The sequence below is a fragment of the Escherichia sp. E2661 genome (genome assembly GCF_004745185.1).
In the GTDB taxonomy this organism is placed as follows: domain Bacteria; phylum Pseudomonadota; class Gammaproteobacteria; order Enterobacterales; family Enterobacteriaceae; genus Escherichia.
Genome location: NZ_PDIG01000035.1, coordinates 136,013 through 162,430, shown reverse-complemented (window position 1 = coordinate 162,430; position 26,418 = coordinate 136,013). Strand labels below are relative to the sequence as shown.

At 51.5% G+C, this 26,418-nt stretch carries 26 protein-coding genes and 1 pseudogene; 12 read left to right on the top strand and 15 right to left on the bottom strand.

Going from position 1 to position 26,418, the window contains the following annotated elements; genetic code table 11:
• Nucleotides 1-14: 14 nt before the first annotated feature.
• Complete coding sequence (gene metR, locus CRI63_RS17935) at nucleotides 15-968, top strand: HTH-type transcriptional regulator MetR (protein ID WP_000573618.1); 954 nt, start codon at nucleotides 15-17, stop codon at nucleotides 966-968.
• On the opposite strand, the gene bioP is transcribed toward metR, so the two are convergent.
• The 3 genes from bioP to pldB form a co-directional block, all read right to left on the bottom strand.
• Nucleotides 856-1,755, bottom strand: coding sequence for a biotin transporter (gene bioP, locus CRI63_RS17930; RefSeq protein WP_001196233.1), 900 nt, complete (start codon nucleotides 1,753-1,755; stop codon nucleotides 856-858). The genes metR and bioP overlap by 113 nt on opposite strands.
• Nucleotides 1,756-1,830: 75 nt before the next feature.
• A complete protein-coding gene (gene yigL, locus CRI63_RS17925; protein ID WP_135520282.1) occupies nucleotides 1,831-2,631 on the bottom strand; it encodes a sugar/pyridoxal phosphate phosphatase YigL in 801 nt (266 codons plus the stop codon).
• Between the two features lie 7 nt (nucleotides 2,632-2,638).
• Complete coding sequence (gene pldB, locus CRI63_RS17920; RefSeq protein ID WP_130219500.1) at nucleotides 2,639-3,661, bottom strand: lysophospholipase L2; 1,023 nt, start codon at nucleotides 3,659-3,661, stop codon at nucleotides 2,639-2,641.
• Nucleotides 3,662-3,771: 110 nt separating this feature from the next.
• Here pldB and rhtB point away from each other — a divergent pair, with 110 nt between their 5' ends.
• Nucleotides 3,772-4,392: a homoserine/homoserine lactone efflux protein gene (gene rhtB / locus CRI63_RS17915; RefSeq protein ID WP_130219502.1), complete on the top strand. Its 621-nt coding sequence runs from the start codon at nucleotides 3,772-3,774 to the stop codon at nucleotides 4,390-4,392.
• 61 nt (nucleotides 4,393-4,453) lie between these two features.
• Here rhtB and rhtC read toward each other — a convergent pair whose 3' ends face one another.
• From rhtC to pldA, 3 genes are all read right to left on the bottom strand, one after another.
• Nucleotides 4,454-5,074, bottom strand: coding sequence for a threonine export protein RhtC (gene rhtC, locus CRI63_RS17910; RefSeq protein WP_000928845.1), 621 nt, complete (start codon nucleotides 5,072-5,074; stop codon nucleotides 4,454-4,456).
• A 64-nt stretch (nucleotides 5,075-5,138) separates the two neighbouring features.
• Nucleotides 5,139-6,968, bottom strand: a complete 1,830-nt coding sequence (recQ, locus tag CRI63_RS17905) for an ATP-dependent DNA helicase RecQ (protein ID WP_130209494.1) — start codon at nucleotides 6,966-6,968, stop codon at nucleotides 5,139-5,141.
• A gap of 131 nt (nucleotides 6,969-7,099) precedes the next feature.
• Nucleotides 7,100-7,969, bottom strand: a complete 870-nt coding sequence (pldA, locus tag CRI63_RS17900) for a phospholipase A (RefSeq protein ID WP_130223375.1) — start codon at nucleotides 7,967-7,969, stop codon at nucleotides 7,100-7,102.
• A 165-nt stretch (nucleotides 7,970-8,134) separates the two neighbouring features.
• Between pldA and yigI the strand changes: the two genes are divergently transcribed.
• From yigI to CRI63_RS17880, 4 genes and pseudogenes are all read left to right on the top strand, one after another.
• The gene (yigI, locus tag CRI63_RS17895; RefSeq protein WP_001277142.1) at nucleotides 8,135-8,602 is read left to right on the top strand and encodes an acyl-CoA thioesterase YigI; all 468 of its coding nucleotides are present in this window, start codon (nucleotides 8,135-8,137) and stop codon (nucleotides 8,600-8,602) included.
• Between the two features lie 217 nt (nucleotides 8,603-8,819).
• A pseudogene (rarD, locus tag CRI63_RS17890) lies at nucleotides 8,820-9,711 on the top strand (EamA family transporter RarD).
• 94 nt (nucleotides 9,712-9,805) lie between these two features.
• On the top strand, nucleotides 9,806-10,186 hold the full coding sequence (gene yigG, locus CRI63_RS17885; RefSeq protein WP_276606372.1) for a protein YigG: 381 nt from the start codon (nucleotides 9,806-9,808) through the stop codon (nucleotides 10,184-10,186).
• Nucleotides 10,187-10,198: 12 nt separating this feature from the next.
• Entirely contained in the window at nucleotides 10,199-10,579 is a 381-nt protein-coding gene (locus CRI63_RS17880; protein ID WP_135520280.1) for a DUF2628 domain-containing protein, read from the top strand.
• A gap of 40 nt (nucleotides 10,580-10,619) precedes the next feature.
• On the opposite strand, the gene corA is transcribed toward CRI63_RS17880, so the two are convergent.
• Nucleotides 10,620-11,570, bottom strand: a complete 951-nt coding sequence (corA, locus tag CRI63_RS17875; protein WP_130209436.1) for a magnesium/cobalt transporter CorA — start codon at nucleotides 11,568-11,570, stop codon at nucleotides 10,620-10,622.
• Between the two features lie 150 nt (nucleotides 11,571-11,720).
• Nucleotides 11,721-11,777 carry a protein YsgD gene (ysgD, locus tag CRI63_RS24460; protein ID WP_211180520.1) on the bottom strand — a complete coding sequence of 19 codons (57 nt, stop codon included), beginning with the start codon at nucleotides 11,775-11,777 and terminating at the stop codon, nucleotides 11,721-11,723.
• 161 nt (nucleotides 11,778-11,938) lie between these two features.
• On the opposite strand from ysgD, the gene CRI63_RS17870 reads away from it, so the two are divergent.
• Both CRI63_RS17870 and CRI63_RS17865 read left to right on the top strand, forming a co-directional pair.
• Nucleotides 11,939-12,703 (top strand): phosphodiester glycosidase family protein, encoded by a 765-nt coding sequence (locus CRI63_RS17870; RefSeq protein ID WP_135520278.1) that lies wholly within the window; start codon nucleotides 11,939-11,941, stop codon nucleotides 12,701-12,703.
• A gap of 82 nt (nucleotides 12,704-12,785) precedes the next feature.
• A complete protein-coding gene (locus CRI63_RS17865; RefSeq protein ID WP_130219511.1) occupies nucleotides 12,786-13,688 on the top strand; it encodes an S-adenosyl-l-methionine hydroxide adenosyltransferase family protein in 903 nt (300 codons plus the stop codon).
• Nucleotides 13,689-13,741: 53 nt separating this feature from the next.
• On the opposite strand, the gene uvrD is transcribed toward CRI63_RS17865, so the two are convergent.
• The 6 genes from uvrD to CRI63_RS17835 all read right to left on the bottom strand — a co-directional run bounded on the left by uvrD (nucleotide 13,742) and on the right by CRI63_RS17835 (nucleotide 19,365).
• Entirely contained in the window at nucleotides 13,742-15,904 is a 2,163-nt protein-coding gene (gene uvrD, locus CRI63_RS17860) for a DNA helicase II (RefSeq protein WP_135520276.1), read from the bottom strand.
• Nucleotides 15,905-15,987: 83 nt separating this feature from the next.
• Entirely contained in the window at nucleotides 15,988-16,704 is a 717-nt protein-coding gene (yigB, locus tag CRI63_RS17855) for a 5-amino-6-(5-phospho-D-ribitylamino)uracil phosphatase YigB (RefSeq protein ID WP_130258638.1), read from the bottom strand.
• Nucleotides 16,704-17,600 carry a tyrosine recombinase XerC gene (gene xerC, locus CRI63_RS17850; RefSeq protein WP_135520274.1) on the bottom strand — a complete coding sequence of 299 codons (897 nt, stop codon included), beginning with the start codon at nucleotides 17,598-17,600 and terminating at the stop codon, nucleotides 16,704-16,706. The genes yigB and xerC overlap by 1 nt, the downstream gene beginning before the upstream one ends.
• Nucleotides 17,597-18,304, bottom strand: a complete 708-nt coding sequence (locus CRI63_RS17845; protein ID WP_135520272.1) for a DUF484 domain-containing protein — start codon at nucleotides 18,302-18,304, stop codon at nucleotides 17,597-17,599. The genes xerC and CRI63_RS17845 overlap by 4 nt, the downstream gene beginning before the upstream one ends.
• On the bottom strand, nucleotides 18,301-19,125 hold the full coding sequence (gene dapF, locus CRI63_RS17840) for a diaminopimelate epimerase (protein ID WP_135520407.1): 825 nt from the start codon (nucleotides 19,123-19,125) through the stop codon (nucleotides 18,301-18,303). Before dapF ends, CRI63_RS17845 begins: the two co-directional genes overlap by 4 nt.
• Nucleotides 19,126-19,161: 36 nt before the next feature.
• Nucleotides 19,162-19,365 (bottom strand): lipoprotein, encoded by a 204-nt coding sequence (locus CRI63_RS17835; RefSeq protein ID WP_000799889.1) that lies wholly within the window; start codon nucleotides 19,363-19,365, stop codon nucleotides 19,162-19,164.
• Between the two features lie 349 nt (nucleotides 19,366-19,714).
• On the opposite strand from CRI63_RS17835, the gene CRI63_RS17825 reads away from it, so the two are divergent.
• The 4 genes from CRI63_RS17825 (at nucleotide 19,715) to cyaY (ending at nucleotide 23,796) form a co-directional block, all read left to right on the top strand.
• Nucleotides 19,715-20,269, top strand: coding sequence for a DUF3304 domain-containing protein (locus tag CRI63_RS17825; RefSeq protein ID WP_135520268.1), 555 nt, complete (start codon nucleotides 19,715-19,717; stop codon nucleotides 20,267-20,269).
• Nucleotides 20,270-20,636: 367 nt separating this feature from the next.
• Nucleotides 20,637-22,106, top strand: a complete 1,470-nt coding sequence (locus tag CRI63_RS17820; RefSeq protein WP_135520266.1) for a DKNYY family protein — start codon at nucleotides 20,637-20,639, stop codon at nucleotides 22,104-22,106.
• Nucleotides 22,103-23,428, top strand: a complete 1,326-nt coding sequence (locus CRI63_RS17815; protein ID WP_135520264.1) for a DKNYY family protein — start codon at nucleotides 22,103-22,105, stop codon at nucleotides 23,426-23,428. Before CRI63_RS17820 ends, CRI63_RS17815 begins: the two co-directional genes overlap by 4 nt.
• Nucleotides 23,429-23,475: 47 nt before the next feature.
• Nucleotides 23,476-23,796 carry an iron donor protein CyaY gene (gene cyaY / locus CRI63_RS17810; RefSeq protein WP_000999936.1) on the top strand — a complete coding sequence of 107 codons (321 nt, stop codon included), beginning with the start codon at nucleotides 23,476-23,478 and terminating at the stop codon, nucleotides 23,794-23,796.
• Between the two features lie 39 nt (nucleotides 23,797-23,835).
• On the opposite strand, the gene cyaA is transcribed toward cyaY, so the two are convergent.
• Nucleotides 23,836-26,382: a class I adenylate cyclase gene (cyaA, locus tag CRI63_RS17805; RefSeq protein WP_062883491.1), complete on the bottom strand. Its 2,547-nt coding sequence runs from the start codon at nucleotides 26,380-26,382 to the stop codon at nucleotides 23,836-23,838.
• Nucleotides 26,383-26,418 lie beyond the last annotated feature (36 nt).

The following is a 26,418-nucleotide window of genomic DNA, read 5'->3' as shown; positions in this document are numbered from 1 at the left end:
AGTGAAGGACTTTCATGATCGAAGTAAAACACCTGAAAACGCTACAAGCGTTGCGGAACTGCGGCTCGCTCGCAGCCGCTGCGGCGACGTTGCATCAGACGCAATCCGCCCTGTCTCACCAGTTTAGCGATCTGGAACAACGTCTTGGCTTCCGGCTATTTGTGCGTAAAAGCCAGCCGCTTCGCTTTACACCGCAGGGAGAAATCCTGCTACAACTGGCAAACCAGGTACTACCGCAAATCAGCCAGGCACTGCAAGCCTGTAATGAACCGCAGCAGACACGCCTGCGCATCGCCATCGAGTGCCACAGCTGTATTCAGTGGCTGACGCCTGCGTTAGAAAATTTCCATAAGAACTGGCCGCAGGTGGAGATGGATTTTAAATCAGGAGTAACGTTTGACCCGCAGCCCGCGTTGCAACAGGGCGAGCTGGATCTGGTGATGACGTCCGATATTCTGCCGCGCAGTGGCCTGCATTATTCGCCAATGTTCGATTATGAAGTACGCCTGGTGTTAGCACCTGATCATCCACTGGCGGCGAAAACGCGTATCACGCCGGAAGATCTCGCCAGCGAGACGCTGTTGATTTATCCGGTGCAGCGTAGCCGACTGGATGTCTGGCGCCATTTTCTTCAGCCGGCAGGCGTCAGCCCGTCACTGAAAAGCGTCGATAACACCTTATTGCTGATTCAGATGGTTGCCGCGCGGATGGGCATTGCCGCCCTGCCGCATTGGGTAGTAGAGAGTTTTGAGCGCCAGGGTCTGGTGGTCACCAAAACCCTGGGCGAAGGCTTGTGGAGCCGACTGTACGCCGCAGTGCGCGATGGCGAGCAGCGTCAGCCGATTACGGAAGCGTTTATTCGCTCAGCGCGCAATCACGCCTGCGATCATCTGCCGTTTGTGAAGAGCGCGGAGCGACCCACTTACGATGCACCCACAGTGAGGCCAGGATCACCAGCGCGCCTGTAATAAATGTTGGCCAGTGCGGCTGTTGGTGCCAGATAGCCAGGTTTACCAGCAGCCCTGCCGGAACGTGCATATTATTCATAATACCCAGCGTTCCGGCGTCCACCTGCGTCGCGCCGTAGTTCCACATAAAGTAGCCAATTCCGGAAGCCACCACGCCAAGAAACACCAGAATGCCCCATTGCAGCGAGGTTTGCGGCATTTTCTGCGCATTTCCCAGCAAGAACCATGCAATCACCGCCACCAGGAACGCGCCGAGATAGAACCACGCAAAGGCGTTATGCTGTGGCATCGGGCGAGTTTCCATCAGGCGTTTGTAACCCACCATGCCGATGGCGAAAGTGATGTTGGAGAGCTGCACCAGCAACAGGCCGGTCCAGAAGTGGTCGGTAACCTGATCATAGCGAATAATCCCAGCACCAATCACCGCCAGCAAGGCGCTAAAGGCATAGCCCCAGCGCAGACGGCGCTTACTCATGATGTCATAAATCAGCGTGATGTAGAGCGGCGTCAGCACGGTAAATAACAACAACTCGGAAACCGTCAGGTAGAGATAAGCACGGAAACTCAGCATATACATCACGCCAAGCTGCATCGCGCCCACCAGCATATACAGGCCGACCGTTTTCAGGCTATTGCCACGGGTACGCAGAAACGGCAGAAAAACGAGTGCCGCCAGGCCAACGCGCACCAGCACCGCAAAATAGCTATCGACGTGCCCCGCAAGGTACTCGCCATAAAAGCTAAAGGAGAAGGCCCACAGAATCGTGGTGATGATAAGTAGCGCCACAATGGAAAACTCTTTGATTAACGAGTATCCATTGTAGCGAAGTATCAGGTTGACAACTGACCAAATAAAGAACGATTACGATAAATAGAGCTTACGCAGATAATGCGGCACTGCGTCTTCGGCGTTAGTACCAATCACTTCCAGCTCTGGATGCAGGTCTTTCAGCCGTTGGTGTGCGCTGCCCATAATGCAGCCCTTACCCGCCATCGACAGCATTTCGGCATCGTTCATCCCGTCACCAAACGCAATACAATCCTTCAGGCTGTAGCCCAGTTTCTTCGCCACCGCTTCCAGCGCATGGCCTTTTGAAACGCCGCCAGCCATGACTTCCAGGCAGGTTAAGGTAGAGAAACTGACATTGACGCGATCGCCCCAGCGAGCGTTAATCGCTTGCTCCAGTGGCAGAAGTTTTTCATGGGAATCACTGGTGAAGAACACTTTGCTGACACCTTCTGGTTCCAGCAACCCCGGCTCATATAGCGCATATTTGAACACCGCTTCTTTAAAAAAGCGCATCTCTTCCGGGCGGTGGCGATTCATAAACCATTCGTCGTCGCGATAAACGTTAGTAATGATGTCCGGATTGTCGTTGACTACGCCAAACAGGTCACTGGCAATGTCGCGATCCAGGTTATGAGCAAAAACCAGATTGCCATCCAGATCGTGAACGCGCGCGCCATTGGAGGTAATCATGTAAGACTTAATCTCCAGATTATCGCGTATTTGCCCCACATCAACGTGGTGGCGACCAGTCGCAAACACAAAGTTGATGCCTCGCGCGGTGAGCAGCTTCAGAGTTTCTTTGGCGTAAGGGGATAACGTATGGTCGGGAGAAAGTAACGTGCCATCTAAATCAGACGCAACAACCTGGTACATAAGAAATTTAAACCTCTGTAGAGCGGTTTCCGCTGGGTGAGTTATGCCTGTTGAAAAAATCAACGATGGCGTGGAGCGCGACTGAGCGCATTGCGTCCTTTTCAAAAAGGATCTCGTGGTACGCACCTTTAATTACCAACGGTCGACCTCCTTCTACAGGGTGGCCCGCGGCGGCGCGAAGTTCACAAAAACGGTCGTGCATGCGGTTATCCACCACGCGCTCTTCTTCAGCCTGCAAGAGAAGCGTTGGCGTGGCGTCATCACCTGCTCCGGCTAACACCTGTTCTCCGGCCAGAATACTTTCACGTACCCAATGGTATGTCGGCCCGCCGACACGAATTGTTGGGTCATCAGCATAGAAGCGTAGATTGCGCCGATATCGCTGCCTGCTGTGGGTAAGCACGTTGATGGCAAACGGCAAGGCGCGCCAGCGCCCGGTGCCTATCGCATAGCCATCGCGAAAACGTGGGTGCGCTTCGGCCCAGTTTAGGATCTGCCGCGCCATAAATGACGGCATGCGAATCACAATGCCGAACATTGGCGCGGTCAGTGCAATGGCATCGCACACGCCAGGATGGCGTTGCAGGAACAGAGTGGAGATTGCGCCGCCCATCGAGTGGGCCAGTATATAGCGTTTACGCCACGGACCTGGCTGGACCTCTTGTTGCCAGAACGCCGCCAGATCATCAACATAATCATCAAAGCGATTAACATGGCCGAGATGCGGATCGGCTAACAGACGACCAGAACGCCCTTGCCCGCGATGGTCGATGATTAATACGTCAAACCCCAGGTGAAACAGGTCGTAGGCCAGTTCCGCATATTTTACGTAGCTCTCAATGCGCCCCGGGCAGATGACTACCACCCGGTCATGGTGCTGTGCGCGAAAACGGACAAAGCGCACCGGAATGTCATCCACACCAGCAAACTCTGCTTCATCACGCTGACGCCAGAAATCAGTCAGCGGTCCCATGGTAAAAGCAGCAAACGCTTTTTCTCTTGTTTCCCAGTCTTTTTGCTGCTGAAACATCGGGTAATCTGCCTCTTAAACCACGTAAAATCGTTTTTTTAAGCGTGCCTGACACAACGCTGCAACAGTAGCGTATTGTGGCACAAAAATAGACACACCGGGAGTTCATCATGACTTTAGAATGGTGGTTTGCCTACCTGCTGACATCGATTATTTTAAGCTTGTCGCCAGGCTCTGGCGCAATCAATACCATGACCACTTCCCTTAACCACGGTTATCGTGGCGCAGTGGCGTCTATTGCTGGTTTACAAACCGGGCTGGCGATTCATATTGTGCTGGTTGGCGTGGGATTGGGGACGCTGTTTTCCCGCTCAGTGATTGCGTTTGAAGTGTTGAAGTGGGCAGGCGCGGCTTACCTGATTTGGCTGGGGATCCAGCAGTGGCGCGCCGCTGGTGCAATTGACCTTAAATCGCTGACCCCGACCCAATCACGGCGTCATCTGTACCAACGGGCCGTGTTTGTGAATCTCACCAATCCTAAAAGTATTGTGTTTCTGGCAGCGCTATTTCCGCAATTCATCATGCCGCAGCAGCCGCAAGTTATGCAGTATATCGTGCTCGGCGTCACCACCATTGTGGTCGATATTATTGTGATGATCGGTTACGCCACGCTCGCCCAACGAATCGCGTTATGGATAAAAGGGCCGAAACAAATGAAGGCATTGAATAAGATTTTCGGCTCGCTGTTTATGCTGGTGGGAGCGCTGTTGGCATCGGCAAGGCATGCGTGAAAAATAATGTCGGATGCGGCGTAAACGCCTTATCCGACTTACTCTGATGACGCGTCTGGCATCAACGCGAAATAATCAAATGAATGCCAAATCCAGCAAATAACGCCCCGGCAAAACCATCAATCCACTTCGCCAGACGTTGATAGCCACGGCGCATTTGCGGCAGGGCAAACAGGCTGGCAACGACGGTAAACCATGCCAGCGTTTCGACAATAATCAGCGCGAAAATGCCCCAGCGCTCGGTGGTGCCGACGTTATCGCCGACAAACAGCGAGAACACCGAACCAAAGTAGATAATCGCTTTCGGATTGGCGAGATTGGTCAGTAAACCTTTCAGGAAACTGCGCCCACTTTTCGCCAGTTCTACCTGTGGCGCAGGTGCAGAAACAACCTCTTTTTTCAGTGCGCTACGCAGCATCTGATAACCCATCCAGCAGAGATACAGGCCACCACCTACCATAATCAGCGTATGCAGCCAGGCCATTTTTTCGATAATCAGATGCAGGCCAAGCAGCGCAATCCCAGCCCAAACCATTACGCCGCAGGTAATGCCCAGCACACCCATCATCGCTTCTTTACGGGAACGACTAACGGCGGTCTGAGAGACAAAAAAGAAATCGGGACCGGGGCTCATAAGCGCCACGATGTGCACCATGGCAACGGTGAGGAATAACATCAACATACAATTGACTCGGCGGGGGAAACGTTTACGGAATGTTCATCCTGGCACTTTTTTATGCCGCTGACTACTCTTCGTCATCGCCGTCAACATGCGCGCGGATAAGCGTCATAAACGGTTTACCAAAGCGTTCCAACTTGCGCATCCCAACGCCGTTAACACTCAACATTTCGCTGGCAGTGATTGGCATCTGTTCCGCCATCTCAATCAAGGTTGCGTCGTTAAACACCACGTACGGCGGGACATTGCTTTCATCGGCAATCGATTTACGCAGTTTGCGTAATTTAGCGAACAGTTTACGGTCATAGTTGCCGCCGAACGATTTCTGCATTGCCTTCGGTTTAAGCGCCACAATACGCGGCACGGCGAGTTGCAAAGAAGATTCGCCGCGCAGTACCGGGCGCGCGGCTTCTGTCAGTTGTAACGCGGAGTGCTGGGCAATATTTTGCGTCACCAGGCCGAGGTGAATCAGCTGGCGGATCACGCTCACCCAGTGCTCATGACTTTTATCACGGCCCATGCCATAGACTTTCAGTTTGTCATGACCATAGTCGCGGATACGCTGGTTATTGGCGCCGCGAATCACTTCCACCACATAGCCCATACCAAACCGCTGATTCACACGACCAATAGTGGAAAGGGCAATCTGCGCATCGGTTGAACCATCGTATTGTTTCGGCGGATCGAGGCAGATATCGCAGTTACCACATGGTTCCTGACGACCTTCGCCAAAATAGTTCAGCAACACCAGACGACGGCAAGTTTGCGCTTCGGCAAACGCGCCCATCGCATTGAGTTTATGGCGCTCGATATCCTGCAACTGCCCTTGCGGTTTCTCTTCCAGGCAACGGCGCAGCCACGCCATATCAGCCGGATCGTAAAACAGCATCGCTTCCGCGGGCAGGCCATCACGCCCGGCGCGACCGGTTTCCTGATAATAGGATTCGATATTGCGCGGGATATCAAAATGCACCACGAAGCGGACGTTCGGCTTGTTGATGCCCATGCCAAACGCCACCGTCGCCACCACAATTTGCAGGTCATCGCGCTGAAATTTTTCCTGCACATCGGCGCGAACATCGTTTTCCAGCCCGGCATGATACGCCGCCGCGCTAATTCCTTTACTTTGCAGACGCGCGGCGGTGTCTTCTACTTTCGCCCGACTGTTGCAGTAGATAATGCCCGACTTTCCCCGCTGTTCCTGCACGTAACGCATCAACTGATCGAGCGGTTTGAACTTCTCCATCAGCATGTAGCGAATATTCGGACGGTCAAAACTGCTGATTTGAATTAGCGGATCGTTCAGCCCCAGCAGGCGCACAATATCCTGGCGCGTGGTGTCGTCGGCGGTGGCGGTTAGCGCCATAAACGGCAGCGTCGGAAAACGCTGACGCAGCTGACCGAGCGCGGCATATTCCGGGCGGAAATCGTGGCCCCATTGGGAGATACAATGCGCTTCATCGACGGCTAATAAGACAGGATTCCAGTGCGCCAGATGCTCAAGAAAGTTATCCAGCATCAGGCGTTCCGGGGCGATATAGAGCAGACGAATTTGCCCGGTACGACAGCCTGTCATCACTTCAAGTTGCTGCTCGCGGGTTTGCGTCGAGTTAAGGCACGCCGCCGCCACGCCGTTGGCTTGCAGTTGATCCACCTGATCTTTCATCAACGAAATCAGCGGGGAAACAACCACGGTAAGGCCGTTTAGCAATAAGGCAGGAATTTGATAGCAAAGGGATTTTCCGCCACCAGTGGGCATGACGACCAGGCAATCGCGACCGGAAAGTACGGTGTCGATAATCTCTTCCTGACCAGGGCGAAACTGTTGGTAGCCAAAGGTTTCTTGTAAAACCTGCTTAGCTCCGGACTCCAGATTCAACACTTCCGCCTGCGCCACATTCACCCCGATTGCCTGAAATAAAAACAGGCGCTATTTTCAGCGCCTGCGCGAGAAACTGCAATGCTTTTAGTCTCTGAGAGGGTAATCCTGGATGCTGGATTCCAGATTTGCCTTTCAATCAACTCACATCAGAACAGGTCGTTTAGCATAACTCCCACACCGACGCGGGTCTGGTTAAAGTTATAGTCGATGAGCGATTCGCCATAGCCGCTGTAGACTTGGGTATAAAGACGCACATGTTTGGTGATCGGGTAGCTTAAGCCTAACTCCGCACCACCATAACCGGTGTTCCAGTTGTACTGCCCTTTCGCGCTCAGCACAGCATCACCGAGGTGATAACCAATTTTAAGCTGGTAGTAACCCATATATTTGGTGATGTCCGGGTTATCGTCCGTATTACCGACGACATACCACGGCTTCACTTCTACCAGCCAGTTACCGTTCTCTGCCATCAGGCGGGTGTAGATACGGTTCCAACTACGGGAAGTTGGGTCAGAACGTCCGTTAGAGTCGTGATTATAACCCATCTCTACATCGCGCAGCGTCCAGCCTGCAAAGCTGTAATCGGTGGCGAACCCGAGGAATAATTGCGGTTCGTAGTTAGTTTCACGAAACGGTGATGACTCATCGCTATTAGAAAGCTGCCACCAGGATTTCTGGGTGTAGGAAGCGCCCAGTACAGAGTTTGGCCCCAAAATCCCCCGCCACAGCGGAAACGCCAGGCTCAACTGGAACTTTACTTCATCCTTACGCGCGTTCTCTGCCCAGTCGTAACTGGCAATAGCTTCTTTATTGAGATCGCTGGTTTGGGTGTAGATGATGTAGTTGGTGTCGTAAGGATAAAGGGTGAAAGGATTGTCATGCTCCTGCAACATATTGGCGATAATGCTGCCACGTACTGCTGGCGCGTCATGCACATCTTTCACCGTTGCCTCTTGCGCATTTGCCACTATCGGCAGCATACACATCGGCAACAAGCAGCCCAGTAGAGTCCGCATCGCTCGTGTTCTCCGTAACGAATTATTGATTAGATGAATATTTTTTCTGCGGGCTATTTTACATACTTAACTCAATTGCCGTTAGTTATCCCTTCCTAAAGTAGAAACCAACAACAAAGAAGCATAAAATCAACATTTCATTAACCAATGAAGTGTAAGGATGATATGTCTGCCGTACTGACCGCCGAACAAGCCCTGAAATTAGTGGGTGAAATGTTTGTTTATCACATGCCATTTAACCGCGCATTGGGGATGGAGCTGGAGCGTTACGAAAAAGAATTTGCACAGCTGGCCTTTAAAAATCAGCCGATGATGGTTGGTAACTGGGCGCAAAGCATTTTGCACGGTGGGGTCATTGCGTCGGCGCTGGATGTCGCCGCAGGTCTGGTGTGCGTGGGAAGTACCTTAACCCGCCACGAAACCATCAGTGAGGATGAACTGCGCCAGCGGCTATCGCGGATGGGGACAATTGATCTTCGCGTCGATTATCTACGTCCAGGCAGAGGCGAGCGTTTTACAGCTACCAGTAGCCTGCTGCGTGCGGGTAATAAAGTCGCCGTCGCCCGCGTTGAACTGCATAATGAAGAACAGCTTTATATTGCCAGTGCTACCGCCACCTATATGGTAGGTTGAATACATAAAAGCAGGTAAACTGCTGAGACTTATGACAAACGCAAAATTGCCTGATGCGCTACGCTTATCAGGCCTACCAGAGAAATGCAATATATTGAATTTGCATAGTTTTGTAGGCTGAATATGGCGTTAACGCCGCATCCAGCATGAACAAAGCACACTTTGTCAGCAAACTGAGCAGGTCAACTGCTATCAACAACAAAAAATGAGTTTTCCAATGGATGCAAAACAAACGCGGCAGGGCGTATTACTCGCTCTTGCCGCTTATTTTATTTGGGGTATCGCCCCAGCGTACTTCAAGCTGATTTACTACGTGCCCGCCGATGAGATCCTGACGCATCGCGTGATCTGGTCGTTTTTTCTTTATGGTGGTGCTGATGAGCATCTGCCGCCAGTGGTCCTATTTAAAAACGCTGATTCAGACGCCACAGAAAATTTTTATGCTGGCAGTCTCTGCCGTGCTGATTGGCGGCAACTGGCTACTGTTTATCTGGGCGGTGAACAATCACCATATGCTAGAAGCCAGTCTCGGGTACTTTATTAACCCGCTGGTGAACATTGTGCTGGGGATGATTTTCCTCGGCGAGCGATTCCGCCGGATGCAATGGCTGGCGGTGATTCTGGCGATATGTGGCGTGTTGGTCCAGCTGTGGACTTTTGGTTCGCTGCCAATCATCGCGCTGGGGCTGGCGTTTAGCTTTGCCTTCTACGGCCTGGTACGCAAGAAAATTGCCGTTGAAGCGCAAACCGGCATGTTAATCGAAACTATGTGGCTACTGCCCGTAGCGGCGATTTACCTGTTTGCTATTGCCGACAGCTCAACCAGCCATATGGGGCAAAATCCTATGTCGCTGAATTTACTGCTGATCGCCGCCGGTATTGTCACTACCGTACCGCTGTTGTGTTTTACCGCCGCAGCCACGCGCCTGCGTCTCTCAACGTTAGGCTTTTTCCAGTACATTGGCCCGACGCTGATGTTCCTGCTGGCTGTGACGTTTTATGGTGAAAAACCGGGTGCCGATAAGATGGTGACTTTCGCCTTTATTTGGGTGGCGCTGGCAATTTTTGTGATGGATGCGATTTATACGCAGCGTAGAACGTCCAAATAAAAAATAAATATATTCTGAAAAAATATGCCTGCTCTTGCATGAGAGTGGGCATATTGCCATGCTGACAGGAGACTCACACAAGGATGTAAAATTTATGTTGCGTATATTTATCCCAACATCTAACGGTAAGATTTCCAGACGCCGATATATATTTTCATTTATTTTAATAAATTTCATTTTTGCCTTTCTTATTATCTTTTTTAACGATGGGGAAGCAGGTTTTCTTGTTATAGTCTCTACCATCGCACTCCATTATCTCGTCATCAACATGAATTGCCAACGACTCCGTGATAGTGGTTTCATATATATAAAAACTTATGTTTTTGGTACATTGGCAGTATATATTATCTCTATCATCACAATGATAGCCGAAGATTTTGCCTGTTCAGGCAATGGTTCGATGATTTTTTTAATTTGCTACTTTTCCACTTTCAGTATGCTAATGCTTGCACCTACTGATTCATCAAAACAATAGTACGGAGTATTTATGAGTAAGGAATATATGAACGATGGTTCATTAAGTGAAAAATGGAAATATCGATTTAATTTTTATAATCAACATGGTTTTCCTGGATTCTGGGGGGCAACACCAGAATATAAAGCAGCATTTAAAGCATTAAAAGTAAGACAACGCTTAACTATTCAAATGAATTTCATTGCTTTCTTCTGTTCCTGGATATATTTATTTGTCCTGGGATTATGGAAAAAAGCAATTATAGTTCTATTACTTGGTATTCTATCTCTATTTGTTGGTGCACTAATTGGCGTTAACATTCTGGGAATTGCCGTAGCAGCCTATGTTGCTGTTAACACGAACAAATGGTTCTATGAGAAAGAAGTAAAAGGGTTAAATACCTGGAGTCTTTGAATAAGAGATGGCTTAGCCAGGCTAAGCCACCGCCTTCTTTTTACAACCAGTTCTTGCGCTTAAAGTACAGATACGGTGCCAGGCCCGCGAGGATCATAAAGATAATCGCTGCCGGGTAGCCGAAGCTCCACTTCAACTCTGGCATAAACTCAAAGTTCATCCCGTAGCTGGAAGCGACCAGCGTTGGCGGCAGGAACACGACGGATACCACCGAGAAGATCTTGATGATGCGGTTCTGCTCGATGTTGATAAAGCCCATCGCCGCCTGCATCAGGAAGTTCACCTTCTGGAACAAGGATTCGTTATGCGGCAGCAGGGATTCGATATCTCGCAGGATTTCACGCGCCTGCTCCAGTTGCCCACCCGGTAAGCGTGCTTTACGCACCAGGAAGTTGAGCGCGCGCTGGGTATCCATCAGACACAGGCGAACTTTCCAGCCGATATCTTCCAATTCTGCCAATGTGGAGAGTGCCTCGTCGTACTCATCGCCCTGACGCCCTTCCATAATCACCCGGCTCAGTTGCTCCAGATCGCTGTAGATGTTTTCAATTTCATCCGCTAACTGTTCGATTTTGGTTTCGAACAGATCCAGCAGCAGCTCGTAAGCGTTACCGTCTACCATCGACTGGCTGCGGGCGCGCATACGATACAGACGGAATGCAGGCAGCTCGCGTTCACGCAGTGTAAACAGACGACCATCGCGGATGGTAAATGCTACAGTAGAGTTACCGGCGTGATCTTCCGCATCTTCAAAGAAGAAGAAGGAGTGAATATGCAGGCCGTCATCGTCTTCAAAGAAACGCGCCGATGCTTCGATGTCTTCCAGTTCCGGGCGGGTTGCCAGGCTCTGGCCAAGTTCAGATTGTACGCGCAGTCGCTCGTCGTCATCCGGTTCGACAAGATCAATCCATACTGCATTTACAAGGGGTTGTGACTCTTCGACTTCCAGCCGGGTCAGTCGGTTATTTTCCAGTTGAAATGCGCTCAGCATGACCGGGACTCCCAATGCTTAAAATATCGGACAGTTCGGTGGGCACACAGAAACAAATTGAGTTTCAGACCATTAAACAGCCTGACTCAGCGCGACGGGAAAATTGAGGTCGCTGACAACCGCTAAGGCTATCAGCAAAAGGGGATAGCCTTAGGAGTTGATCCTGGATGACAGGATAGTGAGCCAGTATCTACTGGGTGTGTCCAAGGCGAATGTCCTCTTAGAGTGATCGTGCGCGCATGTTACGCCAGCAAAATTTTGCCGTCAACACGCAACGGAACACCACAGAACAATAGTTGAACTTCGCGCTTTTTGGTACTCGTCAAGGTCATTAACAGGATAAAAAAATCCCACATCCAGGACCTATAATGGCGCATCGGCTACTCATTGGTAAAGGAATGATCACCTTGAATCTCAAACGGATTTTTCTCGCCCTCACCTTGCTCCCCTTGTGTGCTGTTGCTGCTGATGACTGCGCGTTCTCTGACCCAACGCTGACTGTGCAGGCGTATACCGTTAATCCTCAAACCGAACGGGTGAAAATGTACTGGCAAAAAGCCAATGGCGAAGCGTGGGAAACGTTACATGCTCTGCTGGCGGATATGAATAGTCAGGGGCAAGTTCAGATGGTGATGAACGGCGGCATCTATGATGAAAGCTATGCGCCGCTCGGTTTGTACATCGAAAACGGTCAGCAGAAAGTGGCGTTAAATCTCGCCTCGGGGGAAGGTAATTTCTTTATCCGTCCTGGCAGCGTTTTTTATGTTGCGGGAAATAAAGTCGGCATCGTTCGTCTGGATGCCTTTAAAACCAGTAAAAAGATTCAGTTTGCGGTGCAGTCAGGGCCAATGTTGATGGAAAATGGCGTAATTAATCCGCGCATTCATCCCAACGTCACCTCACGCAAAATCCGTAACGGTGTGGGGATTAATAAACAAGGGAACGCTGTGTTTTTGTTGAGCCAGCAGGCGACAAACTTTTATGATTTTGCCTGTTATGCCAAAGCGAAACTGGACGTCGAGCAGCTGCTGTATCTTGATGGCACGATTTCACATATGTATATGAAAGGCGGGGCAATCCCGTGGCAACGCTATCCTTTTGTCACCATGATTTCCGTCGAGCGGAAAGGTTAAGCATTGTACACTCGAGGAGGCCAGACAAACTGGGGCTGGCTATACAGCTGGAAAATCATCAGATAAATGAAGGGAAACAAAAATGAAAAAAAAGCTCGCGACGTTATTTTTATTAACGTGTCTGGGATCATCGTCCGCTTATGCGGATAACGCTTTGATTTTACAAACGGATTTTAGCCTGAAAGATGGGGCCGTCTCGGCGATGAAAGGCGTCGCTTTCGGCGTTGACCATAATCTTAAAATCTTTGATTTAACCCACGAAATTCCACCGTATAACATCTGGGAAGGTGCTTATCGCCTGTATCAGACTGCCAGTTACTGGCCGCAAGGTTCGGTGTTTGTCAGTGTGGTCGATCCGGGCGTAGGCACTGACCGTAAATCGGTAGTGCTGAAAACCAAAAACGGTCAATACTTCGTTTCACCGGATAACGGTACGCTCACTTTGGTGGCGGAATCGCTGGGTATTGAGAGCGTCCGGCAAATCGATGAAAAAACCAACCGCCTGAAAGGTTCCGAAAAGTCATATACCTTCCATGGTCGCGATGTATATGCCTACACAGGGGCGCGTCTGGCTTCCGGCGCGATTTCCTTTGAGCAGGTGGGGCCTGAGCTTCCGGCAAAAGTTGTCGAACTGCCTTATCAAAAAGCGAAAGCGACAAAAGGTGAAGTGAAGGGCAATATCCCGATTCTCGATATTCAGTACGGTAACGTCTGGAGCAATATCAGCGACGAGTTGTTGAATCAGGCGGGGATCAAACTCAACGATACGTTATGTGTGACCATTTCCGAAGGTTCCGAGAAAAAATACGAAGGGAAAATGCCGTATGTCGCCAGCTTCGGCGATGTGCCGGAAGGCCAGCCGATGGTCTATCTGAACAGCTTGTTGAATGTTTCCGTGGCGCTGAATATGGATAATTTTGCGCAGAAACATCAGGTTGCGTCTGGTGCTGACTGGAATATTGATGTGAAGAAGTGCGCTAAGTAAGGTGCTGATGCCGGATGCGGCGTAAACGCCTTATCCGGCAACGTGATCGTAAATTACACCGTCTCCAGTCGGGCGTAAGCTGCCACCAGCCATTTGATTCCCTGGCCCTGGAATGCCACCTGCAAACGGCTATGCTCGCCGCTGCCTTCCATATTGACGATAGTGCCTTCACCAAACTTAGCGTGGCGCACGCGCTGGCCGAGTTTGTAGCCGCTGTCGTTCTCGACCATCGGCGTACCCATCCGCTGATGGCTAACCGGGCGGCTTACCGTGGCGCGCAGGCGCACCTCTTCCACACACTCTTCCGGCAGCTCGCCGATAAAGCGCGACGGGCGATGGTAAACCTCTTTGCCATACAGACGGCGAGTTTCCGCGTAGGTCAGCGTCAGTTTCTGCATCGCGCGGGTTACGCCAACGTAGGCCAGACGGCGTTCTTCTTCCAGACGTCCGCCTTCATCCAGCGACATCTGGCTTGGGAACATGCCCTCTTCCATACCAACGATAAACACCTGCGGAAACTCCAGACCTTTCGCCGAGTGTAGCGTCATCAACTGCACCGCGTCCTGCCAGGTATCCGCCTGCCCTTCACCTGCTTCCAGTGCCGCATGGGAGAGGAACGCCTGCAGCGGCATTAAATCTTCGTCTTCTTCGTTGTAGCTGAACTGGCGCGTTGCCGTCACCAGCTCCTCTAAGTTTTCGATACGCGTCTGGCCTTTTTCGCCCCTCTCCTGCTCGTACATGGTGCGTAGGCCGGAGTCTTTAATTACCCGGTCAGTCTGTACATGCAGCGGCATATCGGCAGTTTCCTGCGCTAAGGCGTCGATCAGTTCCATAAACCGTTGCAAGGCACTGGCAGCACGCCCGGCGAGGGCTTTTTCCTGCAACAGTTCACGGCACGCCTGCCACAGCGTTAACTGGCGATCGCGCGATGTCTGACGTACCACGTCCAGCGTCCGGTCACCAATACCCCGCGTTGGTGTATTCACCACGCGCTCAAAGGCCGCGTCGTCGTTGCGGTTGGCAATCAGGCGCAGATACGAGAGCGCATCTTTGATTTCCTGGCGTTCGAAGAAGCGCATCCCGCCGTAAATACGGTACGGCATACTCGCCTGCAATAACGCCTCTTCCAGCACGCGCGACTGGGCGTTGCTGCGGTAGAGAATCGCGCACTCGGCAAGCGCCCCGCCGTTGTCCTGCCAGGTCTTGATGCGGTTAACCACAAAACGCGCTTCGTCGAGTTCGTTAAAAGCGCAATAAAGGGAAATCGGCTCACCGTCCGCGCCATCGGTCCACAATTTTTTACCCAAACGCCCGTTGTTGTTTTCAATCAGGGCGTTAGCGGCGCTCAGAATATTGCTGGTAGAGCGGTAGTTCTGCTCCAGACGGATAGTTTCAGCACCGGGGAAATCATTGAGGAAACGCTGAATATTCTCGACCTGCGCCCCGCGCCAGCCGTAGATTGACTGATCGTCATCGCCAACAATCATTACTTTGCCAGTGTCGCCCGCCAGCAGGCGGATCCACGCGTACTGAATGTTGTTGGTATCCTGGAATTCGTCCACCAGGATGTTGGTAAAACGTTCGCGGTAGTGTTGCAGGATATGCGGCTTGTTAAGCCACAACTCGTGAGCGCGCAGCAGCAGCTCGGCAAAGTCCACCAGGCCCGCACGATCGCACGCTTCCTGATACGCCTGATACACCTTCTGCCAGGTCTGCTCCACCGGGTTACCGTAGCTTTGAATATGATGCGGACGCAGGCCTTCATCTTTCTGGCTGTTGATGTACCACATTGCCTGGCGCGGCGGCCACTGCTTCTCGTCGAGGTTCATCGCCTTGATCAAACGCTTAAGCAGGCGCAGCTGGTCTTCACTGTCGAGGATCTGGAAATCCTGCGGCAGGTTGGCGTCCATGTGGTGCGCACGCAGCAGGCGATGCGCCAGCCCGTGGAAGGTTCCGACCCACATGCCGCCCTGGCTGGTGCCCATCAGTTGCCCGATACGATGACGCATTTCCGCCGCCGCTTTGTTGGTAAACGTCACCGCCATAATCGAGTATGGCGAGCAGTTTTCCACGCTCATCAGCCAGGCGATACGATGCACCAGTACGCGCGTCTTACCACTGCCCGCGCCCGCCAGCACCAGAAGGTTGCTGCGTGGCGCGGCCACCGCTTCGCGCTGTTTGTCATTAAGGCTATCGAGCAGGTAAGAAACGTCCATTGGCACCGCCGCGTAAAAATAGGTTGGGCGGAGAAGCGCAACGCCCTCCGCCAAAAAGCTGGGTATATATACAGATTTGCTGATTATATCAGCGAGGTCAGAGATGCCAACCGGGAAATTTCCAGATGCGGGAGTAAACGGCTATCCCAGGTTTGCATCAGACAGCCATTTTCCGGTCTGATCCAACAGGCCTGCATTCCGCTGCGAATTGCCCCGCCCACGTCGGTGGTGAGATCGTCCCCAACATGTAAGATCTCGCCGATCGGCACGTTGAGTTTTTCCGCCGCCAGGAAGTACATATCGCTGAACGGTTTCGAGCGCCCGTGCGGGCCAGCGCGCAGCACAAACTCAAAATAATCCCCCAAACCAAACAGCTCCGGCTGGGCGTTACCGTTGGTGATCGCCACCAGCGGCCATTTCTTCGCCAGCTGTTTTAAGGTGTCGTGGGTTTGCTGCGGGACGTCGATTCGGCTGCGCCATTTGGCAAAGTTGATCATTGCTGCGTGTGCGCCTGCACTGGCTTCTTCGGCACTCAGCCCGGCGTCGAGCATCGCTTGTTCAATCGAACGAAAACGCCAGCGCGTCACGTCGTGATAAATCTCGGGTTCCGCTTCCCGTACCGCCTGGCGCAGGCGTTGCAGATCTTCATTCTGGAAACTGCGCAGCGCCGGATGATAATTTTGCACAAAGATAAGTGCTTCTTGCTCAGTACGTTGGATCACCGGACGGTTATCGTAAAGGGTATCATCCAGGTCAAAGGTGAGCGCCGAGATGCGCCCCAAAGGCCGGTAAAAACGCATTATTTCCCCCGTTTGGCGCGTGGATGCGCCGCATCGTACACCGAGGCAAGGTGTTGAAAATCAAGATGAGTATAGATTTGCGTGGTGGAGAGGTTGGCATGACCCAGCAGCTCCTGCACACCACGAAGATCGCCGCTCGACTCCAGTATATGCGTAGCGAACGAGTGACGTAATTTATGCGGGTGAACGTGGTTATTCAGCCCTTGTTTTATGCCCCATTCGGCAAAGCGTTTCTGCACATTACGCGCGGAGATACGCTTGCCCAGTTTCGACAGAAAAAGCGCGTCGTCTTCGCTACCAAACAGGTCGCGCAAATCAAGCCAGTGCTCAATCCACGCCACAGCGTTGCGACCAATCGGCAGGCGGCGCTCTTTGCTGCCTTTCCCCATCACCCACACTTCGCCGGACTCCAGGTCGAGGTGTTTGATATCCAGCCCCACCAGTTCGGAAAGACGCAGGCCCGCGCCGTACATCACTTCCAGCATTGCCCGGTCGCGCACGGCGAGGGGATCGTTGATATCAATATCCAGCAGCCGATTCATATCGTCGACGTCGATATTCTTCGGCAGATGACGTGGCGCTTTCGGTGCTGAAACACCTTTCGCCGGGTTGGCTTTGAGCTCGTTCTGGCTGACCAGCCAGTCAAAAAAGCTACGTAGCGCAGAGAGGCGTAATGCGAGGCTTGCCGCGCCCAGCCCTTTACGGCGACTGCGTACAGCAAAATTGCGCACCATCGTCACATCACATTGCTGCCAGCTTTGCAGGCCGTTTTCGCTGGCAAAATTGATGATCGCCTCAAGCTGGCGCTGGTAGTTAAGCAGGGTTATCGGGCTAAGCTGACGCTCCACGCTCAGATAACGTAGATAGCGTTCTACATCGGTATGTAAATTGGTCATACGCGTTCAATCCAACGCTCCAGAAGCTCCGGCATCATCAGCGCAATTTCATCAAGTAACTGCGTTCCCTGCCCTTGTTGATAGTGATTAGCATCGCGACTGGTGAACAGCACTACGCCTAAATCAGCATCGCTTCCCAGCATCGACATCGCCACCGATCCCACCGCTTTCGCTTCCGGTAGCACCACCAGCAGCTCCGGTCCGTTAAGCGGCCCCAGATAATGCTGCTCCTGGCCCAGACGCTGAATACGCAGCGGTTCGAAAGCCTGACGGTTTAATGCCAGATGAGTATGGTTCGACGGCGCACCTAAGCGCCAGCGATCCGGAAACAGACGCACACTCGCGCCCGCCAGACCGAGATCGCGCGCCCAGCGGTGAAAGCGCATCAGCATATCGTCGAGACTGCTGGCGGCGGTGAGACTGCGCTGCAGGTAGAGTAGGCGATAAAACAGGCCTTCGTTGGCGATAGCCTGTTCCATCAACAGCGACATGTTCTCTTCCAGAACATGAATATGGTTACGCGCGCGAGCCATATGCCATTCGACCAACGAAACGGTACCGCGTACCGGATGTGGCACACGTATCGCTTCTACTGCGCGCGCATTGCGGATAAAAAACTCAGGATTTTTAATCAGATAATCGACAACCGCCCGGTCATCAAGCTCCGTGAGTGTTTCCTGTAGTTCTTCCCCTGGTTGCTTCATAGATGAATAAATCCGTCGTAAACATGTACTGCCGGACCCGTCATATATAACGGATGACCCGGACCTTTCCAGGCGATATCAAGACGACCACCAGGGAGTTCCACACGTACTTCTTCGGCCAGCAAACCTTGCTGAATCCCTACCGCAACCGCCGCACACGCGCCGCTGCCGCAGGCCTGGGTTTCTCCTGCCCCACGCTCATAAACGCGTAAACGAATATGCTCGCGCTTAACCACTTGCATAAAACCGATATTGGCGCGCTCCGGAAAACGCTCGTGGCTTTCCAGAACAGGCCCCAGTGTTTCTACCGCCGCAGTATCGACATCATCGACCTGAATCACGCAGTGCGGATTTCCCATCGACACCACGCCACATAAGATTGTCTGCTCGGCGGCGCGCATAATATAGGTCTTTTCCGCTTTGTTAGCGCGAAACGGCACAGCGGAAGGCTCGAAGTTGGGCTCGCCCATATTTACGCGGACCAGATCATCATCGGTGACGGTCAGAACCATCCGCCCGTTGCCGGTGCTGACGCGGATATCGCGCTTATTGGTCAGCCCTTTCAGACGCACAAAACGGGCAAAGCAGCGCGCGCCGTTGCCACACTGCGCCACTTCACTGCCATCAGCATTAAAAATGCGATAGTGAAAATCCAGTTCAGGATCATACGGCGGCTCAACCACCAGCAACTGGTCAAACCCTACCCCCAGGTGCCGATCCGCCAGGCGACGAATCAGTTCCGGTGAAAAAAAGACATTCTGCGTTACCGCGTCGACGACCATAAAATCGTTGCCAAGGCCATGCATTTTCGAGAACTGCATCATTTACTCCAATCACGCGGGTACAGAAACTGACTTTTAGTAATTCACCTGGGATGGACCATCGCCAGTGGCGCGGTCGTTTTTATCCGGCACCGTGGATTGCGTTTGCGTCTCAACCGGTTTGGTCGGCGGCGGTGCGTTTTTATCTGCAGGCGGGAAATAGAGCGGACCTTTCAGACCGCAGCCCGTCAGGCTGAAGAGAGTAAGTAATACAGTGAGTGCCTTAAACACGTTTTTCATTATGGATTGCCTGTAAAGTTCATCGCTTTCTGCTTTCTATCATCGCAGGAGAAGGCGTAAAAGCAAGCGTTTAGCGACTCTTTATGAAGTCTGAAAAGTGAGGAAATGCTGCGAGTATAACGCTTACTCGTAGGGATTTATGTTTTGCTGGTGGTTTCGTGATCGGCACCTCGCGCCAGGATGGCTTTATGCACTATCGCAATGTGGTTTGTTTGTTGGCTTGTTCGTTGTTTTTATCGTCGGCATGGAGCTTTTAAAAGATTTGCGCACCATGCAATTTCGTTGTCTGACCTTAGTCGCCAGTGACATACAACTTTGCCAACCAGGTGATAAGAGGGAATAAAATCTGATGGGGCTATTTACCCGACTGGAAAAATTTGACCAAAAGCTTACGCGCGGTTATGCCCGCTGGGGACGCTGGGTATGGCGGACGTTAATTGTCTTTCCGATACTGGTCGTGTTGTGGAATATAGGACAGGCAGTATGGGGAGGACCAAGAGGTGGAGTGATTCTGGAAATCCACAGTGAAATTGACCGTCCGATACTGGGATTCAGTGTTAACGGCATGGCGGGCGCGAATGCTTTTGCGAATGGTGGTGGTTCAATCACCTGTTGCGGTGATGTCAGTGGGGATACGGCAGAGGTTATCTGGACATTAGATATGACTCACGAGCAATATCTTAAAGGGATGCGTCTGGAGAAACGTAACAAGACTTTGCCTCTCCCAAAAAGAGAATGGGGAGAAAATTATCTGCACGTGCATTTTATGCCTGGCGATAAAGTGTTGCTGGGGTGGAGTAAAGATTCTTTTTCTCCGTATGAAGATCTTCACAACGGGGGGTACAAGACCCGCGTTCGGCAGGATGTGAAAGATAAACTTTATGGCACAGGAAAAATGAATTGATAGATTTCTATAAAAATCACGTTCGGCAGAAAGCGTAATAATGTGGGGAATGTTAGATACCGGTGGTGGGACCTGAGTACAACACGCGAAAGGCAATAAAGTAGGTAACGGTGGGCAGAGTCGCATGTTGACACCCTTCCCGGCGTCAATCCGGCACATTTTAACGTGATCAGTCACACCATGGCGCAGTACCTCGTATTTATATCGTGAATGAAAACCTCAAGTTTACCCCAGCAACTATCAGAAAATAGCGATGACCTTTATGGATTCTGAAAAGTGACGATTTGCTGCGAAAGTTACGCTTACGTGCGGAGATTTATGTTCTGCTGGTAGTTTCGTGATCGGCACCTCGCGCCAGGATGGCTTTATGCACTATCGCAATGTGGTTTGTTTGTTGTCTTGTTCGTTGTTTTTATCGTCGGCATGGGGATGCCGGCTTGATGAGCCGGAACATAATATTTACCAGAAACAGGGGAAAGGCGTGGTGTACCTGCGCCCTTATGAAAAGACCAATATTTCGCTACCGCAGATTAACTACAAGCGTCTGCGTCTGTTACCGAATTTGTTAATTGACCCAACAAAACTGGAGGATTGGGAAACGGTGCCCCCGGCTACCGATCTCACGACAGACGTTGTCTACAACGGCGCAAACGCAACTTTTCCCCATTACTCTTACTATAGCGATGGTCGCGCTATTCTCTACGCTGGCGAGATTGTGCAAAACCCTCCAGGCACACCGCCAGTCGATATCTCGTCATTTCAGGCATGGGGTGATTTTGCCGCAGATAAGCACAGCCTCTATTACGAAGGCAAACGCACCGATAGCAACCAGCAACTAAACCGCCAAACGTTGCGTCAGGTAGAATTTAACCCGCAATGGAAACCAGACTGGCTAGGTTTGATTCTCCGTGACAAGCATTATCTTTACGCAAATGGTCAGCGCCTTGATGATCCCGACACCTTTACGGTACTGGCACAAAAGTCATGGGATCAGCGAGGAAAGTTTTCTACCGCGTTTAATCCCTGTGTGGCTACCCCATTTGGCCCTTGGGATATCCTGGCTCGTACACGGACCAAAATCCTGATCAACGGCGAACAACTGGATGCCGACCCGAACACCTTTTCCGTCGTACGCTGGATGCCCGGCTCACTCTTGACCTGGCGTGATAAAAACGGGCTACAGCGTAAAGTCCTCGACAAGGAAAATCTGGCGTGGGATGAGGATTTAACAAAGCACTGTCTGGATTTTTCTCTGCTGGAAAAGAAAGTGTTCTGGCGTAAAGGGCCTGCTTGTAAACAGGAAGAGTTACCCGGACTCGATCCTGAACAGTTCCACCCCATCAGTGATGCTGTCGCCCAGTATCAGGACTCGCTTTATACCATCATCGAAACAGAGTCTGGTGACCGCAAGCTGGAGATCGTAAAACTCGATGATCCCAATCTTATTATCAACAAACGTTTCAACGCCGGGAAACACCACGGCTATTTACTTACGCGTGCCGAAGGGTGGCCATACCATTCCGGTTTACACGTGTTTGAATCTGACGGACCGCTGATCTTACTGGATAACCGCTCTCCGGATGAACGCGAAGCCCATCTTAATGACCATCCCTTTATGCGCAGATGGTATGCCCGCGATAACCGCTACGTTTACAGCTTTGATGGCGCGCAGCTCTGGCGATACCGCACCGCGGATCCGAAACAAGTTCGCTTAATCTGGAAGGAACAACATTCGGGATATGGCTATGGCGTAAATTACAAAACGGGATATCTGGACGGAAAAATTACCGATGACGGCGAATTTATTCCTGCCCCGCGCAATGAGGCGACAAAATGAAGGGTCAAATAATCACAGTTGCACTCATCCTGTTGGGGCACACATTTCTGACACCTCCTGTACAGGCCATAGGGTTCGACTATTACAACGATCACGGTGTCATGTCTTACGGTAAAGGTAATTGGGTGGATAAGAAAATCATTGCCCAATTTCCGAAGATGAACAGGACCGATTTGCGCCTTGTGACAAATATATCCGGGGAGCGGGAGTTGGTGGAAGGCTATATACCTTCCGATGAAATAAGCATAGAAAATGAGGAATATCACTGGGTGACAGACGGCCGCGTTATTCTCTGGCGTGGCAAAATCGTTAGCAATCCACCGGGAACACCCACTGTCGATATTGCCAGCTTTCAGGCTATGGGCCGCTTCGCGGTCGATAAATATAGCCTCTATTTTGACGGACAGCGTACCGAAAGTAATAGCGGCGCGTCACGTGTTGATCTGGCGACACTAAAAGCTATCGAAGGTAACTCTACCACGCTGGTGGATAGTAAAAATCTCTACTTGTCCGGTAGACGTCAGGGGAGCAGCAGTGATGTTACTGTATTAGAAAAAAGATGGTGGGGTATTAATCCACGTCTTATGAGTGTAAACAGAAATTTGTATTCCAATGATCTGCTTATCCGCAGTGGGCAGAATATTTATTTAAATGGCGTTCGCCTTGCGGCGGATGCAGATTCATTTGAAATAATTCGCTGGATACCTCATTCACTGCTGGTTTTTCGCGACAATAAGGGTCTGCATCGTTATCCCTTTGGTCAATTATCTGGCAAAGCGATACCCGTAGATGATGACGTCTCTTTTGAAGTAGGGGAAAGTCGCGTTCGCTGGCGTAAACAGCTCACGCCCGACCGTCAGTGGAGCAAGTGGATAGACCTACCGGGTATTGAACCTGAACAATTTCATCTGATTACTGGCAATATTGCGCAGTATAAAGATCGGCTGTATGTAACAAAATTATCGGCATTTGGTGAAGACCAGCTTGAGATAATCCCGCTGGATACGCCAGACCTGGTCATTGAACGCTCATTTAATAGCGGTAAACAGCATGCTTATTTTATCCGCCCATTACGGTCAAAGAGTGTGCAAATTATTCCAGTTAACGGTCCGCTAACTAAAAACGATCGCTTCGCTTATGACGATCGCAATGTTTATACATGGACCGATACAGAGGTAAGGATTACGCCATCCCCCTGCCCGGCTAAAACACGCGTCAGAGAAGAGAATGTGCGTGAAATTCATAACAGAGACATTATTATTCCGGTGACGGATGAATCATGCCGGAACGCAGCAGCAAAGGTGCAACCTTTGAAGCCCTGACCCCATGCCGCTATACTGCCGCCATCACTTAAAAACAGGATACAACAATGAACGACAGTGAATTTCATCGCCTGGCTGACCAACTGTGGCTGACCATTGAAGAGCATCTGGACGACTGGGATGGCGACAGCGATATCGACTGCGAAATCAACGGTGGCGTGCTGACCATTACCTTTGAAAACGGCAGCAAAATCATTATTAATCGTCAGGAACCGCTGCACCAGGTATGGCTGGCAACCAAACAGGGCGGCTACCATTTTGACCTGAAAGGCGATGAGTGGATTTGCGACCGTAGCGGTGAAACCTTCTGGGATTTGCTGGAACAGGCGGCAACGCAGCAGGCGGGTGAAACAGTCAGTTTCCGCTAAAATTGCATGCCGGATAAGCCTCGCTTTCCGGCACGCTCATCACGAAAAATACTGCTGTAATAGCGGCGTGTCGTGATCCTGATTGGCAGGCGGCATGTTACCGATAGATTTGGTGCGGAACGGAATCACCTGTTCACGACCATCAACCTTCACAATCTGATAGAACTGCGGCAGGTTGAAGTTGATGAAGCTTGAGCCGTAGGTGAAGCGGTCGTGCGATGACGAGTAGAAGCGACTGACATCACGCACCAACTCCTCTTTGCTACCTTCGCAGTGGTGATACACCTCAACCCGGTTGCTTTCGTCGAGAATGTAGATATTAAAGCCATTTTCATCCTGCGTTTCTTCGAAGAAGAACTGGATGATCCCTTCACTAGCAAAGCCGTCCACCACCGCCGGTAATTTGACGTGATTGGTTTCAACCTGCACTGACAGGCCGTGCAGTTTGTTATGCGAAATAGCGCCATAAAACTCGATGGCGTTCTCCAGTTTCTGTACCGATACATTCAGGCGTTCGAAGAACAAGCCCCAGGTTTGACCAGAAACGCGCAGCGCCTTGAAGCGCCCAGTTTCCTGGCGGGTGCTGGAAAGACGCAGTTCAATACACTCAGAAACCAGTTGCTGCACGCGAGTACGGATTAAACCGCGCAGATGCTGGCTGTAGCAGAAGACTTCCACGCTATCTGGCGGTGCGGCGTCCTGATGCATTTTGCCGAGAATGGTTTTCAGGGCTTCAATCATCGACTGCTCACCGTTGAAGTGCAGCGTACGCACTTCGTTCCAGGAGTTGCGGTACAGCAGGTCAACACTACCTACCAGGCAATTTTGATTCTCGCCAAAGCTGAAGACATCCAGCTTACGGAAATCAAAATGCACCACCTGATTGCGGAAGGCTGCCGTCGGGTCATATTCCAGGTTAACGATAATCGCCAGATGGCGGATCTCACACGGGCTGTAGAGCGCCTTCGGTGTCGGTGCAGGTAAGCGCAGCGGGAAATGGTGCGACACGTCGGCGACCATCTCCTGCAACTTCGGCAAGTCGACAACGCCGTTGCCTTTAATGTACAAACGGGTGCGCGAGGTCAGCAGGCCGTTAAACCATGCCCACGCCACCAGCTTATTCAGGTAACGGTTATATTCCAGCGGCTGATGGCTGATGATCGACTCAATATTTGGCGCGCGGTTATACAGATACCAACCTGAACGGTTAGCACGGCCCGGCGGTACATAAATAAAGGTCAGATTCGGTTCCGAGAGATCAGGTGAAATCTGCGGGTTTACCAGCGTCACTTTACCCGGTAATGCTTCAAACGCGGCATACAGTTTACGCGTCAGCACACCGATATCCTGCGGGCTGGCGGAGACGCTAAGGTTATTGCGGCGCGCAAAGCGGATCAGATTACGGTAGCTCTGCATCATTGCGTCGAGCAGCTCGTTGTGCGCCTCACGCACCTGATCTATCTTCCAGTTAGCGCGGTTATCGAGCATTGCCAGACGAGCATCGTCCCATTCCCACTCTTTCACCAACTGGCTTAACACTTCACGACGCCAGCCTACGCAGGCGCGTTCACGGCTGAGTTTTTCGCACACTTTTAAATAGAAGCAGCGGCGTACTAAATCCAGACGGGTGAAATCTTCAATCGCCGTCAGGTACTCAGTAACACGCTCCAGCATCATGCAGTACGGATCGAGGCCAAACGACACAATCTCGCCGTCGTGCAAACGCTGTTTGATATCTTTCGCCAGCAGGCGTGGATTCGGATATTCCCAGGAATAGGCTTCCAGCAGCAGTGTCTTCAGCACCGCTTTGTACGGGGAATCGATACTTTTGTAGAGTTGCCAAAGGCTGGCACCAAAGTACTCTTCAGCGGAAAGCGAGCTTAAGCCGCCGAGATCCAGCCATTCATTTGGCGTCAGCACGCCCTGCGCGTAGAGCGTCATTACGTAGTCATCGTAATGCTCTTCTTCGTCGCAAGGCACCATATTCCACAGAATACGCTTACCGGCGAGACGCACGGCGGTACGGTAAAATTCATCAAGTAGCAGTATATGCTGGGTGGAGCCGCAATCTTCGCCCCCCAGACTGCCACTCTCGTTGTGGCGGAAACGGTTTTCATCAATCAGGAAGAAGCTAACTTCCACCCCCAGTGAGGCGGCCCAGCTTTCCAGCAGGCTACATTTACGTTGTAGTAATTGGCGCTCTTCGCTATCGAGCCAGGATTGATGACAGACCCAGATATCCAGGTCAGAGGAACAACTTTGCCCTACGGACGAAGTACTGCCCATCGTGTATACACCAGTAATCGGAAGCTCGCCTTTCGGCGGGTCCTGTACTGACATTCCACGATACAGTTCAAGTTCGTTCAGGTAGTGGCGTTGGGTTTCATCAGGCGTGTAAAGGCAAATGCCTTTGGGAACGTTACCATCAAGGTAACCCGGCATTAGCGGATGGTGATAGTGCAACAATGTCGGCAGCAGACTGTAAACCTGTTGGAATGCAGGCCCCATGGCAGCAAGCGCGCGATCCACGCGCAATTGATTTATGGCATCCAGTCTCTGTTTCAGAGTCTCAATATAGAGGTACAAGACGTATCGCCTGATTTGCTACCCGTCATGTCTGTG

Coding starts and splice junctions, on each gene's coding strand:
- CRI63_RS17820 (WP_135520266.1), top strand. CDS start 20,637: ATGCACTATCGCAATGTGGTTTGTTTGTTGTCTTGTTCGTTGTTTTTA.
- CRI63_RS17845 (WP_135520272.1), bottom strand. CDS start 18,304: ATGAAGCAACCAGGGGAAGAACTACAGGAAACACTCACGGAGCTTGAT.
- yigB (WP_130258638.1), bottom strand. CDS start 16,704: ATGCGTTTTTACCGGCCTTTGGGGCGCATCTCGGCGCTCACCTTTGAC.
- xerC (WP_135520274.1), bottom strand. CDS start 17,600: ATGACCAATTTACATACCGATGTAGAACGCTATCTACGTTATCTGAGC.
- pldB (WP_130219500.1), bottom strand. CDS start 3,661: ATGTTTCAGCAGCAAAAAGACTGGGAAACAAGAGAAAAAGCGTTTGCT.
- CRI63_RS17825 (WP_135520268.1), top strand. CDS start 19,715: ATGGGGCTATTTACCCGACTGGAAAAATTTGACCAAAAGCTTACGCGC.
- metR (WP_000573618.1), top strand. CDS start 15: ATGATCGAAGTAAAACACCTGAAAACGCTACAAGCGTTGCGGAACTGC.
- corA (WP_130209436.1), bottom strand. CDS start 11,570: ATGCTGAGCGCATTTCAACTGGAAAATAACCGACTGACCCGGCTGGAA.
- yigG (WP_276606372.1), top strand. CDS start 9,806: ATGTTGCGTATATTTATCCCAACATCTAACGGTAAGATTTCCAGACGC.
- uvrD (WP_135520276.1), bottom strand. CDS start 15,904: ATGGACGTTTCTTACCTGCTCGATAGCCTTAATGACAAACAGCGCGAA.
- rhtC (WP_000928845.1), bottom strand. CDS start 5,074: ATGTTGATGTTATTCCTCACCGTTGCCATGGTGCACATCGTGGCGCTT.
- dapF (WP_135520407.1), bottom strand. CDS start 19,125: ATGCAGTTCTCGAAAATGCATGGCCTTGGCAACGATTTTATGGTCGTC.
- yigI (WP_001277142.1), top strand. CDS start 8,135: ATGTCTGCCGTACTGACCGCCGAACAAGCCCTGAAATTAGTGGGTGAA.
- CRI63_RS17870 (WP_135520278.1), top strand. CDS start 11,939: ATGGCGCATCGGCTACTCATTGGTAAAGGAATGATCACCTTGAATCTC.
- CRI63_RS17835 (WP_000799889.1), bottom strand. CDS start 19,365: ATGAAAAACGTGTTTAAGGCACTCACTGTATTACTTACTCTCTTCAGC.
- CRI63_RS17815 (WP_135520264.1), top strand. CDS start 22,103: ATGAAGGGTCAAATAATCACAGTTGCACTCATCCTGTTGGGGCACACA.
- yigL (WP_135520282.1), bottom strand. CDS start 2,631: ATGTACCAGGTTGTTGCGTCTGATTTAGATGGCACGTTACTTTCTCCC.
- rhtB (WP_130219502.1), top strand. CDS start 3,772: ATGACTTTAGAATGGTGGTTTGCCTACCTGCTGACATCGATTATTTTA.
- cyaY (WP_000999936.1), top strand. CDS start 23,476: ATGAACGACAGTGAATTTCATCGCCTGGCTGACCAACTGTGGCTGACC.
- pldA (WP_130223375.1), bottom strand. CDS start 7,969: ATGCGGACTCTACTGGGCTGCTTGTTGCCGATGTGTATGCTGCCGATA.
- CRI63_RS17880 (WP_135520280.1), top strand. CDS start 10,199: ATGAGTAAGGAATATATGAACGATGGTTCATTAAGTGAAAAATGGAAA.
- CRI63_RS17865 (WP_130219511.1), top strand. CDS start 12,786: ATGAAAAAAAAGCTCGCGACGTTATTTTTATTAACGTGTCTGGGATCA.